Consider the following 14,481-nt stretch of genomic DNA (forward strand, 5'->3'; position numbering starts at 1 on the left):
CTATCTTACCGGAATAAAGGCGAGTGTTGTTTTCAAACGAACACAATCAGAAGGGAGGGCGATCATGCCCATGTCCACGGACCTGGAAGAGTTCGACAGGCCAAAACAATCAGGGCCCCCGAATGGGAGCCCTGATGGCATGAGGTTGGCGTCTATGTTGCCCGCGCTTAGCCGTGCTTGCGGCCGGAGAGGCGGCACCACTCTTCCTTGACGGCGGTCGGGTCCATCTCGAACCACTGGCCGTAGATGGTTTCCAGCTCCGGCGCCTGGCTCTCCAGCACGCCGGAGAGGGCCATCAGGCTGCCCGCTTTGCCGTGGCCGGCTATAAGTGGCGCCAGTTCGCGCAGCGGGCCGGCCAGGATGTTGGCGACCACCACGTCCGCTTCGACATCTTGCGGCTGGTCGGCCGGCAGGTAGAGTTCGATCTGGCCCGCAACCCCGTTACGCTCGGCGTTGTCGCGGCTGGCCTGGATGGCTTGCGGGTCGATGTCGATGCCGATGACGCGGGCGGCGCCCAGCTTCAGGGCGGCGATGCCGAGAATGCCGGAGCCACAACCAAAGTCGACCACGGTTTTACCGGTCAGATCCAGTCCGTCCAGCCACTGCAGGCAGAGGGCGGTGGTGGGGTGGGTACCGGTACCGAAGGCCAGACCCGGATCCAGCATGACGTTGACCGCATCGGGGTTCGGCACATCGCGCCAGCTCGGGCAGATCCAGAGGCGCTCGCCAAACTGCATGGGGTGGAAGTGATCCATCCACTCGCGCACCCAGTCCTTGTCTTCCAGCTGCTCGACCTTGTAGCCGACGTTTTCGCCGAAAATCTGCTGGAAGAAGGCGATGGTGGGGGCCGGATCGGTTTCGGCATCGAACAGACCCATCACTTCGGTCTCGCCCCAGAGCGGGGTTTCACCGGGCATGGGTTCATAGACGGGCACATCCTTGGCATCCATAAAGGTCACGGCCTGGGCTCCACGCCCCAGCAGCATGTTGCTCACCTTGTCTGCGGTCTTGGCAGTGGCGTTGATTCGAATTTGTATCCAGGGCATGGCGTCGACTCTTCATAAATGTGAAACCGCGAGATTCTATCATCATGGGGCAGTGCTGTCGTGGTTTGCCCATGATGTGGGGGGATATGGGGGCTTTTGCCGGATTGGCACGGTTCCTGTATTGCTCTATGCAGGCGAAGACGATCGGTTTTCGCTGAACGCTTTGCTCAAGTTCCGTCATCTTTCACTGCCACCCTCGGGTGGCATTTTTTTATCTTTGTTTGTTGGCCTGGTAAACAGTCTGCCAGACAAAAAAAGAGCAAGGTCGGCACCTTGCTCAAGGACGGGCTGACGCCGTTTGGGCGCATTCATGCTGCTGTTGGCACGCCAGATGCAAAGACTAATATGTCCTGCATAAGGATATGTGTGTGATTGTTACCCCAATGTTCAGGTATTCAGGCCATTTCTCGCGAAATGGCCTCTTTTTTGGCTGATTGTCGGACGTTGGCCTGCCACTGGCTGACATGAGCGCCGCTGGTTGTGCCCGTTTGGGGCATCTCCTTGGTGAACTTATCCCATCATGGTGCGTTTGAGGGCTTAGTTGGCAAAGCCGCTCATGTCGATCACCAGCTTGCCTACCATGCGGCCCGCCTCCACCTCGGCATGGGCCTGAGCCAGCGTGACCGGGGTCAGCGAAGGGATGGTCCTGGTCAGGGTGGTCTGCAGTACCCCTTCATCGACCAGTGCCGCCACCCGGCCGAGCAGGCGGTGCTGCTCGATCATGTCCGGCGTCTGGAACAGGGAGCGGGTGAACATGAACTCCTGGCTGAAGGTGACACTCTTGCTCTTGAGCAGGGAGAGATCCCACGGCTCGCTCGATTCGGCGATGGTACAGATATGGCCAAACGGGCGGATCAGCCCGGCCATGGTGGCCCAGTGCTCGGCGGTGGCGTTGGTGCAGAAGATGGCATCGACCTGAGTGATGCCAAGGGCGGTCAGCTCCTCCTGCAACTTGTGGTGGTTCACGACCTGATGGGCGCCCATTTCGAGGCACCACTCACGGCTCTCTGGGCGGGATGCGGTCGCAATCACCTCCATGCCGGTGAGCTGGCGGGCCAGTTGGATGGCAATGGAGCCCACGCCACCGGCGCCGCCGATGATCAGCAGTTTGCCACGGCTCTCGCGGGTGAGGGCGAAGCGCTCGAACAGGGTCTCCCAGGCGGTGATGGCGGTGAGCGGCAGGGCGGCGGCCTCCACATCGCTCAAGCTGGTGGGGGCGATCGCGGCGATGCGCTCATCCACCAGTTGCAAGGCGCTGTTGCTGCCCGGACGGCTAATGTCGCCGGCATACCAGACCCGATCGCCCGCCTTGAACAGGGTCACTTCGCTGCCGGTGGCGATCACTTCTCCCACCGCATCCCAACCCAGTACCCGGGGTGAGCTTTCAATTTTGGCCTTGGGGGAGCGCACCTTGGTATCCACTGGATTGACGGAGGTAGCTGTGACCCGCACCAGCAGGTCCCGCGGGCCAGGGTTGGGGTCGGGCAGGTTGGCGGCGATAAAGCAGTCGGGGTGGTCGCTTGGCAGATAGTGAGTCAGGGCTATGGCTTTCATGGCTTTTCCTTTTAAATCGGTGTGTTCGGGATTGCCACTCACTCTAGTCTGGTTGATTATCAAGATTAAGATGGGTAATCGGTAAAGACTGTTTGAGTATATGAACAATGTCGATCTGGAGTTGATGGGACTGTTCGCCACCGTGGTGGAGCAGGGGAGCTTTACCCGAGCCGCCGAGCTGCTCGGTATGCCCAAGTCGTCGGTGAGTCAGAAGATCTCGCGGCTCGAATCCCAGCTCGGGGTGCGGCTGTTGCAGCGCACCACCCGCAGGTTGAGCCTGACGCCGCAGGGGGAACTCTATGTCGAACACTGTCAGGGATTGCTGGCACTGGCGCGCAGCGCCAATCTGGCGATGGCAAGGCTGCGCTCGGCCCCGGCGGGGCGGGTGCGGATCACCGCCCCCGAGGCGACCGGCACCCTGCTGCTTGGCCGGATCCTCGCCGAGTTTCGCGCCCTCTATCCAGAGGTAGTGCTGGAGCTGACCCTGAGTGACGAACAGCTCGATCTGGTGGGGGAGGGTTACGATCTGGCGCTGCGGGCGGCGCCGCTGAAAGACTCCAGCCTCATCTGTCGGCGCATCGGTCAGGTGGCACGCCATCTGGTGGCGGCACCTGCCTATCTGGCGGCTCACGGCATGCCGCAACAGCTGAGCGAGCTGGGACGTTATGCCTGTCTGGTGCACTCGGCCATGCCGGTGTGGCCATTGCAGGAGGGGGGCTGGCGGCCGCAGGGGGCCTGTGTCAGCAACAGCTTGCTGGCGCTGCGGGAGATGGCGCTCCATGACGGGGGGATTGCCTTGTTGCCCCACCATGTCTGTGAGGGGGATTTGGCGGCGGGGCGATTGCAGAAGGTGTTGCCGGATCAGCCCATTCCGGCCAACCCGTTTTACCTTATCTATCCGAGTCGGGAGCATCTGGCCCCCGCCCTGCGCACCCTGATGGATTTCGTGGCCGAGCGGTTGTCGTTCGCCTGAGTTACCAGCTGCTCTGGCTGGCCGACTCCTGATTGGGTTTGAGGCCAAGGGGCACCGACTGGCGCTCCGCCAGCATGCGGATCTGCCCTTCAATCAGGCTGGCACTGGGGCCCAGCACCAGCACCAGCTGGTGGTCGTTGAGCTGGATCCAGGAGAGGCAGCCCAGCCCCAGCAGGCGGGATTGATCCACCAGCGAAATATCGCGCACCCGCAGGCTGAGCCGGGTGAGGCAGACGCTCATCGCCACCAGATTGTCCATCCCGCCCAGCACCTTGAGGTACTGGATCGCCAGCATCTGCGGGTCGGAGGGGGCGACGCTGGCGAGGCGCGGATGCTCCACAGCGATGGGTTTGCTCGGCATGCTGAGGGGGGCGCGCTCCAGCAGCTGATAGAACAGCAGGGTGTAGGCGACGAAGAACAGGATACCGACCGGAATGAGCCAGAAGCTGTGCTCACCGGATTGATAACTCAGCACCAGATCCAGCAGTCCGGCGGAGAAGTAACTGCCCACCTTGATCCCCAGCCCGCTACAAACAGCCAGCGACAGCCCGGTCAGCAGGGCGTGGGCGAGAAACAGCCAGGGGGCGGTAAAGGCGAACAGAAACTCGATGGGCTCTGTGATGCCCACCAGTGCCGAGGTGAGCGCCAGAGTGAGCAGCAGCCCGCCCTGCGGCAGCCGCTGCATCCGTTGGCGATGCAGCCAGATGGCAAAACAGGCGCCCGGCAGGCCGAACATGATGATGGGGTAGAGACCGGCCACATACCCTTCATGAAGGGGTTGGGCGGCAGCCAGCGCCTGCAGGTTGCTCTCGCCAAGGCCGATGACGCTGCCCAATACCTGATGCAGCCCGAGCGGGATCAACAAGCGGTTGAGGGTGCCGTAGCAGAAGGCGCCAAACGGCGTGGTGAGCAGCTCGGAGGTGAGCAGGGTCAGCCCGCGCTCCAGCGGCGGCCACAGCAGCGAGAGGGGAATGGCGATCAGCAGACAGGCCAAGGCCGACACCAGCAGGCTGGGAAACTCCCCCTTGGCGATCTGCAGCCAGCGAGGCAGTGTTTGCTGGTGAACCCAGGGATAGATGATGGCGGTGGTGAGCCCCGCCAGCAGGCCGCAGATCATGTCGGCGTGCAGGTTGGGGGCCAGCGTGTTGAAAGCGGTGCTGAGCAGCAGGAAGTTGACCGCCCCCGCCAGCGTCTGTCCGCCCAGCTCCTGCCGACTCAGGCCAAAGGCGATCGCCACCGCATAGATGAGCGGCATCTGGCTGAAGATCGCCTGACCGGTGAGGGAGAGCACCGCCAAATCGAGTACGTCGGGTTGCCCAAGCCGGTAGATCAACGCCGCCATCGGCAGGATGGAGACGGGCAGCAGCAGGGCATAACCGAGCCGCTGCAGGGCTTGAGTGACGACTTGTCGAGTGGCTTTTACGGGCATACAGCGGCTACTTTTTGTGACTTGGCGCACAGTTTAACCGGAAACCACCCATTTGGGGATAGTTTTGGAACCCCTAATTTATCTTTTTATTATTTCTGCTCGAAAAGCTCGCGCACTTCCCGCGAGGGCGGCGCCGTCAGCAGGCTCACCGCGATAAAGATCACCAGCGCCAGCGTGAGGCTCGGCACGATGGCGTGCAGGCCAGCCAGCTTGATCCCCCACTGACTCAGTACCCCATAGCTGACGATGCCGCTGACCATGCTGGCCAGCGCGCCCGGGCCGTTGGCCCGCGACCAGTAGAGGCCAAGCACCAGCGGCCAGAGGAACACCGCCTGCAGACCGCCAAAGGCGAGCAGGTTGAGCCAGATGATCATCTCGGGCGGTTGCAACGCCGCCAGCAGCACCAGAGTGCCGAGGATCAGGGTACAGAGCAGAGAGAGACGCGGAATGCGCACTTCCAGCTTCTCCTGCTTCGGACTCAGGTAGTTGAGGTAGAGATCTTTCACCAGAGTGGCTGAGGCCTGGATCAGCTGGGAGTCGATGGTGGACATGATGGCCGCCATCGGCGCCGCCAGAAAGACACCGGCCAGCCAGGGGGGCAGCACTTCCATCATCAGGGAGGGCATGATCTTGTCCGGGCTGTCCATGCCGGGCAGGATGGCGCGGCCAAGGGCGCCAGCCAGATGCATGCCGAACATCAGCAGGGCGCTGACCACGGTGCCGATCAGAATGCCGCGATGGAGCGCCTTGCTGTCGCGATAGCCAAAGCAGCGCAGCGCCGAGTGGGGCAGACCGACCACCCCGACACAGACCAGGATCCAGAAGCTCAGCATAAAGGGCTGGGTCAGCATGTCATCGGCCCCTTGCGGGCTCACCAGCTTGGGATCGATCTCCCTGAGCTGGTGGATGAGGTTCGGCAGGCCGTCACCGGCAATCAGAATCCCCGCCAGCAGGGCGCCGGTGCCGATCAGCATGATGATCCCCTGCAGGGCATCGGTCATCACCACCGCACGAAAGCCGCCGATGATGGTGTAGAGCAGCACGCAGCTGGCAAACAGCATCAACCCCTGCTGGTAGGAGAGTCCGGTGGCGGTCTCCAGCAGGCGGGCGCCGCCGATAAACTGCACCACCATGGTCGCGATAAAGGCGAGGATGATAGTGACGGAGCCGAGTATCACCACCGCCTTGCTCTGGTAGCGGGCCCACAGCATGTCGTTGATGGTCACCGCATTGACCCGGCGGGCGATGATGGCGAACTTCTTGCCCAGTACCCCCAGGGTGAGCCAGACGGTGGGCAGCTGGATCATCGCCAGCAACACCCAGCCCAGACCAATCTTGTAGGCCGCACCCGGCCCGCCGATAAAGGAGGAGGCCGAGGTGTAGGTGGCCACTAGCGTCATCGCCAGCACCAGCCCGCCCATGCTGCGGTTGCCGATGAAATACTCCTGCACGAAGTTGCCTTCGGCGCGATGGCGGCTGGCCCAGAAACCGACCCCCAGCACCAGCACCAGATAGATGACGAGCGGCAGCATCAGCTCAAGATTCATGGGATGACTCCTTGCCGGAAGGGGCGTGGGTATCGAGGGGGATCTCCACAAACAGCCGGTTCACCATCAGGGCGCAGAGCAGAATGAACAGCAGTGGCATCACCATGCAGCTGAGCAGGAACCACAGTGGCAGCCCCCACAACTCCAGCTGGAGCGGGATAAAATAGGCGGTGCCATACCAGGCAAAGAAGTAGAACAGGGTCAGCAGCAGGCAGAAAGCTGCTTCCCGGCGGGCGAGAGCAAAACGGTTCACCTTGGCCTCCGACAAATTTGAGGGGCGCAAGGATAACAAAAAAGGGCCATGTCGCCATGGCCCTTTTTCAGCAGAGACTCCTTGCGGAGCTGACTTCCGGCTGGATTGCAGATAAACAGCTGGCTGCTATCCGGCCGGAAGTGATTGTTCTGCCTGCGAGATCTTACAGACCCAACTTCTTGTGCAGATAGTGGATATTGGTGCCACCGTGCTGGAAGTTTTCGTCTTTCATGATCTCTTTTTGCAACGGTACGTTGGTCTTGATCCCTTCCACCACCAGCTCGTCCAGCGCATGGCGCATGCGGGCGATGGCAATGTCACGATTCTCGCCGTAGCAGATCAGCTTGCCGATCATCGAATCGTAGTGGGGTGGTACCTTGTAACCGGCATAGATGTGGGAGTCCCAACGCACACCCAGACCACCCGGCGCGTGGAAGCGCTGCACCAGACCCGGAGAGGGCATGAAGGTGGCCGGATCTTCGGCGTTGATCCGGCACTCGATGGCATGGCCACGGATGCGGATATCCTGCTGGGTGATCGACAGGGGCTGACCGGCGGCGATGCGCAGCTGCTCCTTGATGAGATCGATACCGGTGACCATCTCGGTGACCGGATGCTCAACCTGAATACGGGTGTTCATTTCGATGAAATAGAACTCGCCGTTCTCGTACAGGAACTCGAAAGTACCCGCACCGCGGTAGCCGATCTCGATACAGGCGCGCACGCAGCGCTCGCCGATGAACTTGCGCATCTCGGCGGTGATGCCGGGTGCCGGTGCCTCTTCCACCACTTTCTGGTGGCGACGCTGCATGGAACAGTCACGCTCGCCCAGATAGAGGGCGTTGCCCTGGCCGTCAGCCAACACCTGAATTTCGATGTGGCGCGGGTTTTCCAGGTACTTCTCCATGTAGACCATGTCGTTCTTGAAGAACTGGCCTGCTTCGGATTTGGTCAGGGCGATGGCGCCCGCCAGTTCCGCCTCATTGCGCACCACGCGCATACCGCGACCACCACCGCCACCGGCGGCCTTGATGATCACCGGATAGCCGATGCGTTTGGCAATGGCGGCGTTGTGCTTGGCGTCGTTGTCGACGGGGCCGTCAGAGCCCGGTACGCACGGTACGCCAGCCTTCTTCATCGCTTCGATGGCAGAGACCTTGTCACCCATCAGGCGAATGGTCTCAGGCCTAGGGCCGATGAAGATGAAGCCGGATTTTTCGACCACTTCGGCGAAGTCGGCGTTCTCGGAGAGGAAGCCGTAACCCGGGTGGATAGCCACGGCACCGGTTACCTCGGCGGCGGCGATGATCGCCGGGACGTTGAGGTAGGAGTCGGTACTGGCCGGTTTGCCGATACAGATGGATTCGTCGGCCAGCAGCACATGTTTGAGCTCCCGGTCGGCGGTGGAGTGAACGGCCACTGTCTTGATCCCGAGCTCTTTACAAGCGCGCAGGATCCGCAGGGCAATTTCACCGCGGTTGGCGATGACTACTTTGTCCAACATGGGTGGCGATTTCCCTTATTCGATGATGAACAGCGGCTCGTCAAATTCGACGGCCTGACCATTTTCAACCAGGATCGCTTTGATCACACCGGCCTTGTCAGACTCGATTTGGTTCATCATTTTCATGGCTTCGACGATGCACAGGGTGTCGCCGACATTGACGTGCTGACCCACTTCCGCGAACGGTTTGGCATCCGGGCTAGAGGAGCGGTAGAAGGAGCCAACCATCGGGGAGCGCATCAGGTGACCGCTCGGCGCGGCATCAGCGGCAGGTGCGGCAACCGGGGTGGCAGCGGTAGGTGCGGCAACCGGAGCGGCTTGCTGCATCATCATCTGCGGCATGGCGGTGGTCACCTGACCGGAGAAGTTGCGGCTGATGCGAACGGACTCTTCACCTTCGGAGATCTCCAGTTCGGCGATGCCGGACTCTTCAACCAGTTCAATCAGCTTCTTGATTTTGCGGATATCCATTAGCATTCTCTTTCTTCTTTATCTGATCAGTGATTATCAAGCCGCGCGCAGATGGTGCACGGCCGCGGTTAAAGCGAATTGGTAGCCATCGGCTCCCAGACCACAAATGACCCCTTTGGCGACATCAGACAGATAGGAGTGATGACGGAACGGCTCCCTGGCATGGACGTTTGACAGGTGAACCTCGATAAAAGGGATGGCAACGCCCAGCAGCGCATCGCGAATAGCGACGCTGGTGTGGGTGAAGGCGGCTGGATTGATGATGATAAAATCCACCTGGCCCATGGCCTGATGGATGCGGCTGACCAACTCATGTTCGGCGTTGGATTGCAGATGTTCCAGAGTGACACCGAGTTCGCTGGCGTTAAGCTTCAGATCGGCGACGATCTCATCGAGCGTCTTGCTGCCGTAGATACCCGGTTCCCGTTTGCCCAGCAGATTCAGGTTTGGTCCGTTGAGCAGGAGAATTCGGTGATTTTGCGACATATTGAGTGCATCCTCGATGATAATGCTGCTATCTATCAGCTATCTTGTGGACTACCAGAAATCTAGCCATTTTCTGCGCAAATCGGTGTGCCCTGGCACACAGATTTCGCAATTATATTGATTTCGTGAAAATTAGCAGCATTTTACTGGTCTAATCTCTACATCTGGCTATTTATTGCGCGTTTCGGTCGGCAAGGCTCCGTGACTGCCGCCTTGCTGTTTGCTGGCGGATGAGAAACGTCAAAGCCGGCGCAGGGCCGGCTTTGCTGAGCAACAAACGAAGCGGGATCAGGCGGCTTCCGACTTCTCGCGGATAAGTTTGTCTACTACGCCCGGATCCGCCAGGGTGGAGATATCCCCCAGACTGTCGGTCTCGCCGGTGGCGATCTTGCGCAAGATCCGGCGCATGATCTTGCCGGAACGGGTCTTCGGCAGCCCCTCCGCCCAGTGAATGACATCTGGCGTGGCGATGGCGCCAATCTCCTTGCGCACCCACTCTTTCACCTCTTTGTGCAGCTCGCGGCTCGGCTCTTCCCCGGCGATCAGGGTGACATAGGCGTAGATGCCCTGACCCTTGATCTCGTGAGGAACCCCCACCACCGCCGCTTCGGCGATCTTGGGATGGGCCACCAGCGCCGATTCAATTTCGGCGGTACCCATGCGGTGGCCGGAGACGTTCAGTACATCATCCACCCGACCGGTGATCCAGTAGTAGCCATCGGCATCGCGACGGGCACCGTCGCCAGTGAAGTAGCGGCCGGGGAAGGTGGAGAAGTAGGTCTGCTCGAAGCGCTCATGATCGCCAAATACGGTGCGCATCTGACCCGGCCAGGAGTCGGTGATCACCAGATTGCCCTCGGTGGCACCCTCCAGCGGCTCGCCCATGTTGTCCACCAGCGCCGGTTGCACCCCGAAGAAGGGGCGGGTGGCCGAGCCCGGTTTCAGGTCGGTGACGCCGGGCAGCGGCGTAATCAGGATGCCGCCGGTCTCGGTCTGCCACCAGGTATCGACGATGGGGCAGCGCTCATCGCCAATGGTGCGGTAGTACCACTCCCAGGCTTCCGGGTTAATGGGCTCACCCACCGAGCCCATGATGCGCAGGCTCTGGCGCGAGGTGCCGGTGACCGCTTCGTTGCCCTTGGCCATCAGCGCGCGGATGGCGGTGGGGGCGGTATAGAGAATGGTGACCTGGTGCTTGTCCACTACCTGGCTCATGCGGTTGGTGGCCGGGTAGTTGGGCACCCCTTCGAACATGATGGTGGTGGCGCCATTGGCCAGCGGCCCGTAGACCAGATAGGAGTGGCCGGTGACCCAGCCCACGTCGGCGGTACACCAGTAGATGTCCTGTTCGTGGTAGTCGAACACATATTTGAAGGTGAGGGTGGCATAAACCAGATAGCCGCCGGTGGTGTGCAACACGCCCTTGGGTTTGCCGGTGGAGCCGGAGGTATAGAGGATAAAGAGCGGATCTTCGGCGTTCATCGCCTCGGGCGGGCAGTCGCTGCTGACGGCAGCGGTCGCTTCGTGCCACCAGATGTCGCGGTGGTTGTGCCAGGCGACATTACCCCCAGTGCGCTTGAGCACGATCACCTTGCTGACCTGGGTATCCGGGTTGGTGAGCGCTTCATCCACATTCTTCTTCAGCGGCACCGGACGGCCGCCACGCAGTCCCTCGTCGGCGGTGATCACGATGCGCGAGCCCGAGTCGATGATGCGACCGGCCAGCGCTTCCGGCGAAAAGCCGCCGAAGACGATGCTGTGTACCGCGCCGATGCGGGTACAGGCCAGCATGGCGATGGCGGCTTCGGGCACCATGGGCATATAGAGGCAGACCACGTCGCCGCGGTGAACCCCTTGTGCTTTCAATACGTTGGCAAACTTGCACACTTCGCTGTGCAGCTCACGGTAAGTGAGTTTACGATCTTCGGCGGGGTTGTCCCCTTCCCAGATGATGGCGACCTTGTCACCCCGTTCGGCGAGATGGCGATCGAGACAGTTGGCCGAGACGTTGAGCTGGCCATCTTCAAACCATTTGATGGAGACATGGCCCGGATCGTAGGAGGTGTTCTTGACCTTGGTATAGGGTGTCATCCAGTCGAGGATTTTCCCCTGCTCTCCCCAGAAGGCGTCCGGATTGTCGATGGAGGCCTGATACATGGCCTCGTACCCGGCCTTGTCCAGCAGGGCGCTGTCGCTGATATGGGATTTGACCGGGTAGACCTTGCTCTCGCTCATCTGTCACTCCTTTGAATAGATCTTTTAATGGTTTCTTAACAACTTATACCTTTGGTAGCGGGGGGCAATTAGACTTTTGGATAGGCGGCAACAGTTGGTTACAGGGCAAAGAGTGACAATTAATCGGTGAGCGGGTAAAAGGGGCGTGTCGATTAATTGGAGGTGATTATGTTTTCCCTGTTGCTCTGTGCATCCCTCTGGCAGTTTGATGCGCCAGTGCCTGCTGGTGAACCGCTGAAAGAGTTTGCGATCACCCATCAGGAGGCCTCACCCGCGCTGCGTGATCGGGTGGCCGATCAGCTTGGTCATGCATGGCAGGCCAAAGAGCCCGGCACCAGACTCACCTTCAGGGAGCCTGCCCCCCGCTATGCTGGCGAATCACCGCTGACGCGCATGCTCAATGACCGTGATGATGGTTGGGAATCCCGCGTGCAGATTGAGTGGTAATCCGGTTGGCAGCCAGGAGGCGGATGCCTCCCGGCTGGTGATGAGCATTGCCTGCCGCTATGAGGCATAGCGCTGATGCAGGCGATCCCCCATATGCTCGACATGCAGTGGTTTGCTGAACAGATAGCCCTGTCCTTCGCCGCAGTTGAGTGACTGCAAGAAGGCGTGTTGTGCCTTGGTTTCAATTCCCTCGGCGGTGACCTCCATATCCAGACTGTCGGCCAGATTGATGATGGTGCGGCAGAGCTCCCGACTGTTCTTGTCTTCCGGTAATGCCTGCACAAAGGCCCGGTCGATCTTGATGCGATCGATCGGCAGGGTCTTGAGCAGACTCAGTGACGAGAAGCCGGTGCCAAAGTCATCGATGGCAATCTGCACGCCGAGATTTTTCAGGCGGGTAAAGAGATCCAGACTCTGTTCGACCCGCTGGATGATGCTCTCCGTCACCTCAATTTCCAGCCGCTCTGGCGGAAATCCGGTCTCGGCCAGAATGGCTGCGACCCGCTCAACGTAGCCGGGGGAGCGCATCTCCCGCACCGACACATTAACCGACAAGCGGGGCACCGGCAGCCCGGCGGCCAGCCAGTTTTTCCCCTGCTCGCAGGCGTTGCGCATCACCCACTCGCCAATCTTCTCGATCAGTCCGCACTCCTCCGCCACCGGAATAAAGCGGGTCGGCGCTATCATCCCCTCATTGGGGTGTTGCCAGCGCAGCAGCGCTTCCAGCCCGCTCAGGTGGCCGTTGGCCAGATTGGTCATGGGTTGATAGAAGATGCAGAGCTGTTCGAGCTCAAGGGCCTTGAGCAGACCCTGCTCAATCTGCATCCGCTCGCGGGCCCGAGCCGCCATGCTGGGGGTATAGAACTGGAAGCCGTTGCGCCCCTGACTCTTCGCCTCGTACATGGCACTGTCGGCGGCGCTGACCAGAGTTTCCGGGCTGTCGGCATGATCCGGATAGATGGCGATACCGATACTCGCCGAGATAGCCACCAGCTCATGGGCCAGCTCAACCGGCTCGCGCAAGACTCTCAGCAGGGTATTGGCGAGGGTCGCCAGCTCGTCAGGCTCCTCCAGATAGGGGATCAGCACCAGAAACTCGTCACCACCGAGGCGGGTTGCCAGATCGTTGTGCTGCAGGCAGCCGCGGATCCGCTCAGCAAGCCGCTTGAGCAGCTCATCGCCAACCCCGTGTCCCAGGCTGTCGTTGATCAGCTTGAAGCCATCCAGATCGATAAAGAGCAGTCCCAACCGTTTGTGATTGAGCTGCGCGGTTTTCAGCTCAAGGGCCAGCCGCTCCTGCAACAGATGGCGATTGCCCAGCTCGGTCAGGGGATCGTGATAGGCAAGGTGATTCAGCTCGGCCTCCACCTTGCGAATGGCGCTGATGTCGGAGAGGGCGATCACATAGTGGGTGGTGTTGTTGAAGTTGTCGTAGACAGCGCTGATCTGCTGCCAGGAGGAGAAGTAGCTGCCATCCTTGCGCAGGCAGACCATCTCGCCATGCCAGGCGTTGTTGCCGGGACGCAGGTGATACCAGGGATAGTCGAGGTCGGTGTAGCGCCTGGGGTGCATGATGATATCCGGGGTGCGCCCTATCACCTCCTCGGCATTGTATTGGGTCAGCATGGTGAAGGCCGGGTTGACCGACAAAATATGGTGTTCGCTGTCGAGGATGATGATCCCCTCGGCCGTGGTATCGAAGACCACGTTGGCCTGATGGAGCCGCTCCTCCTGACGGCGGCGGGCGGTGGCATTGTGAATGACGCCCATGACCCGGTGGCCGACCGACTCGGTGGCGGGCACATGGTCGGCATGAATATCGACCCAGTGCCGCTCTTTGAGGGCGGTGAGGTAGCTCAGGGTGAGATGGATGGGGTCATGGCTTTGCAGGGCCGCCTTGAGCTGGCTGCCTGATCCCGGTTCAAAGCAGTCGACGAACGCTTGCAGCCCGCCGTGGAACTGGTTGGCCTCGATGCCCAGCAGCGGCTCAATCTGGCCATCGAACAGCAATCTGTCCTCCGCCACGTGCCACTCCCACACACCGATTTGAGCTGCGCGCATCGCCAGTTGCAGCCGCTGTTCGGTTTCATACTGCTCGGTGATATCCCTCACGATGGCGAGGATGCCGCTCAGCTCGCCCTGCTCATTGCGCATCGGGCTGTAGGTGGCCTGAAAGCGGCGGGAGCTGCTGTCATACGCAGCCGTTTGACCCGTGATGGCGATATCCACGTAGGGAATGCCGCTGCGCATGATCTGCTGAAACATGGGTTCCAGCGTCGGAGCCAGTTTGGGCACCACCTCTCTGAGGTGCTTGCCCTGATGATCCTCGATGCTTTTGCCATTGATGTCGGCCAGCACCTGATTGACTTTGCGGTAGCGAAATTCGCGGTCAAATACACCGATGCCCAGAGGGGCGTTATCCATCAGCTGTGTCAGGACGGTGTGATCTGACAGCTGGGTCAAGATTGCCTCGGTGGCGGCGTTGAAAGGCTTCCCATCCATGATGACCTCGGCATTGATTGATTTATCACTTGTG

Annotated in this window: 12 protein-coding genes; 2 read left to right on the forward strand and 10 right to left on the reverse strand. The window is 60.6% G+C overall.

All coding sequences use genetic code 11. From position 1 onward, the window contains the following. Positions 1–167: 167 nt before the first annotated feature. Together prmA and PG888_RS11760 are read right to left on the reverse strand one after the other, a co-directional pair. A complete protein-coding gene (gene prmA, locus PG888_RS11755) occupies positions 168–1,046 on the reverse strand; it encodes a 50S ribosomal protein L11 methyltransferase (protein ID WP_182938944.1) in 879 nt (292 codons plus the stop codon). 537 nt (positions 1,047–1,583) lie between these two features. After that, positions 1,584–2,600, reverse strand: coding sequence for a zinc-binding alcohol dehydrogenase family protein (locus PG888_RS11760; protein WP_182938945.1), 1,017 nt, complete (start codon positions 2,598–2,600; stop codon positions 1,584–1,586). Between the two features lie 100 nt (positions 2,601–2,700). Here PG888_RS11760 and PG888_RS11765 point away from each other — a divergent pair, with 100 nt between their 5' ends. Continuing rightward, entirely contained in the window at positions 2,701–3,573 is an 873-nt protein-coding gene (locus tag PG888_RS11765) for a LysR family transcriptional regulator (RefSeq protein ID WP_182938946.1), read from the forward strand. Between the two features lies 1 nt (position 3,574). Here the strand turns inward: PG888_RS11765 and PG888_RS11770 are convergent, their stop codons facing one another. The 7 genes from PG888_RS11770 to acs all read right to left on the reverse strand — a co-directional run bounded on the left by PG888_RS11770 (position 3,575) and on the right by acs (position 11,498). Next, on the reverse strand, positions 3,575–5,002 hold the full coding sequence (locus PG888_RS11770) for a PTS transporter subunit EIIC (RefSeq protein WP_058052415.1): 1,428 nt from the start codon (positions 5,000–5,002) through the stop codon (positions 3,575–3,577). A gap of 89 nt (positions 5,003–5,091) precedes the next feature. Next, positions 5,092–6,549, reverse strand: a complete 1,458-nt coding sequence (gene panF / locus PG888_RS11775) for a sodium/pantothenate symporter (RefSeq protein ID WP_111805143.1) — start codon at positions 6,547–6,549, stop codon at positions 5,092–5,094. Continuing rightward, positions 6,539–6,802, reverse strand: coding sequence for a YhdT family protein (locus PG888_RS11780; protein WP_069556466.1), 264 nt, complete (start codon positions 6,800–6,802; stop codon positions 6,539–6,541). The genes panF and PG888_RS11780 overlap by 11 nt, the downstream gene beginning before the upstream one ends. 163 nt (positions 6,803–6,965) lie before the next feature. Continuing rightward, positions 6,966–8,306, reverse strand: a complete 1,341-nt coding sequence (gene accC, locus PG888_RS11785) for an acetyl-CoA carboxylase biotin carboxylase subunit (protein ID WP_042060046.1) — start codon at positions 8,304–8,306, stop codon at positions 6,966–6,968. Positions 8,307–8,321: 15 nt separating this feature from the next. After that, positions 8,322–8,777 carry an acetyl-CoA carboxylase biotin carboxyl carrier protein gene (accB, locus tag PG888_RS11790; protein WP_182938947.1) on the reverse strand — a complete coding sequence of 152 codons (456 nt, stop codon included), beginning with the start codon at positions 8,775–8,777 and terminating at the stop codon, positions 8,322–8,324. Positions 8,778–8,813: 36 nt separating this feature from the next. Then, positions 8,814–9,263 (reverse strand): type II 3-dehydroquinate dehydratase, encoded by a 450-nt coding sequence (gene aroQ, locus PG888_RS11795; RefSeq protein WP_042060050.1) that lies wholly within the window; start codon positions 9,261–9,263, stop codon positions 8,814–8,816. A gap of 288 nt (positions 9,264–9,551) precedes the next feature. Further along, positions 9,552–11,498, reverse strand: coding sequence for an acetate--CoA ligase (acs, locus tag PG888_RS11800; protein WP_182938948.1), 1,947 nt, complete (start codon positions 11,496–11,498; stop codon positions 9,552–9,554). Between the two features lie 168 nt (positions 11,499–11,666). Between acs and PG888_RS11805 the strand changes: the two genes are divergently transcribed. Further along, positions 11,667–11,945, forward strand: coding sequence for a hypothetical protein (locus tag PG888_RS11805; RefSeq protein ID WP_182938949.1), 279 nt, complete (start codon positions 11,667–11,669; stop codon positions 11,943–11,945). A 57-nt stretch (positions 11,946–12,002) separates the two neighbouring features. Here PG888_RS11805 and PG888_RS11810 read toward each other — a convergent pair whose 3' ends face one another. Further along, the gene (locus tag PG888_RS11810; protein WP_182938950.1) at positions 12,003–14,447 is read right to left on the reverse strand and encodes a sensor domain-containing protein; all 2,445 of its coding nucleotides are present in this window, start codon (positions 14,445–14,447) and stop codon (positions 12,003–12,005) included. Positions 14,448–14,481 lie beyond the last annotated feature (34 nt).

Origin of the sequence: Aeromonas sp. QDB23 (genome assembly GCF_027707745.1) — a bacterium.
In the GTDB taxonomy this organism is placed as follows: Bacteria; Pseudomonadota; Gammaproteobacteria; order Enterobacterales; family Aeromonadaceae; genus Aeromonas; species Aeromonas allosaccharophila.

Excerpts from the sequence above, each read along its gene's own strand:
- prmA (WP_182938944.1), bottom strand. The coding sequence starts at position 1,046 with ATGCCCTGGATACAAATTCGAATCAACGCCACTGCCAAGACCGCAGAC.
- PG888_RS11760 (WP_182938945.1), bottom strand. The coding sequence starts at position 2,600 with ATGAAAGCCATAGCCCTGACTCACTATCTGCCAAGCGACCACCCCGAC.
- PG888_RS11765 (WP_182938946.1), top strand. The coding sequence starts at position 2,701 with ATGAACAATGTCGATCTGGAGTTGATGGGACTGTTCGCCACCGTGGTG.
- PG888_RS11770 (WP_058052415.1), bottom strand. The coding sequence starts at position 5,002 with ATGCCCGTAAAAGCCACTCGACAAGTCGTCACTCAAGCCCTGCAGCGG.
- panF (WP_111805143.1), bottom strand. The coding sequence starts at position 6,549 with ATGAATCTTGAGCTGATGCTGCCGCTCGTCATCTATCTGGTGCTGGTG.
- accC (WP_042060046.1), bottom strand. The coding sequence starts at position 8,306 with ATGTTGGACAAAGTAGTCATCGCCAACCGCGGTGAAATTGCCCTGCGG.
- accB (WP_182938947.1), bottom strand. The coding sequence starts at position 8,777 with ATGGATATCCGCAAAATCAAGAAGCTGATTGAACTGGTTGAAGAGTCC.
- aroQ (WP_042060050.1), bottom strand. The coding sequence starts at position 9,263 with ATGTCGCAAAATCACCGAATTCTCCTGCTCAACGGACCAAACCTGAAT.
- acs (WP_182938948.1), bottom strand. The coding sequence starts at position 11,498 with ATGAGCGAGAGCAAGGTCTACCCGGTCAAATCCCATATCAGCGACAGC.
- PG888_RS11805 (WP_182938949.1), top strand. The coding sequence starts at position 11,667 with ATGTTTTCCCTGTTGCTCTGTGCATCCCTCTGGCAGTTTGATGCGCCA.
- PG888_RS11810 (WP_182938950.1), bottom strand. The coding sequence starts at position 14,447 with ATGGATGGGAAGCCTTTCAACGCCGCCACCGAGGCAATCTTGACCCAG.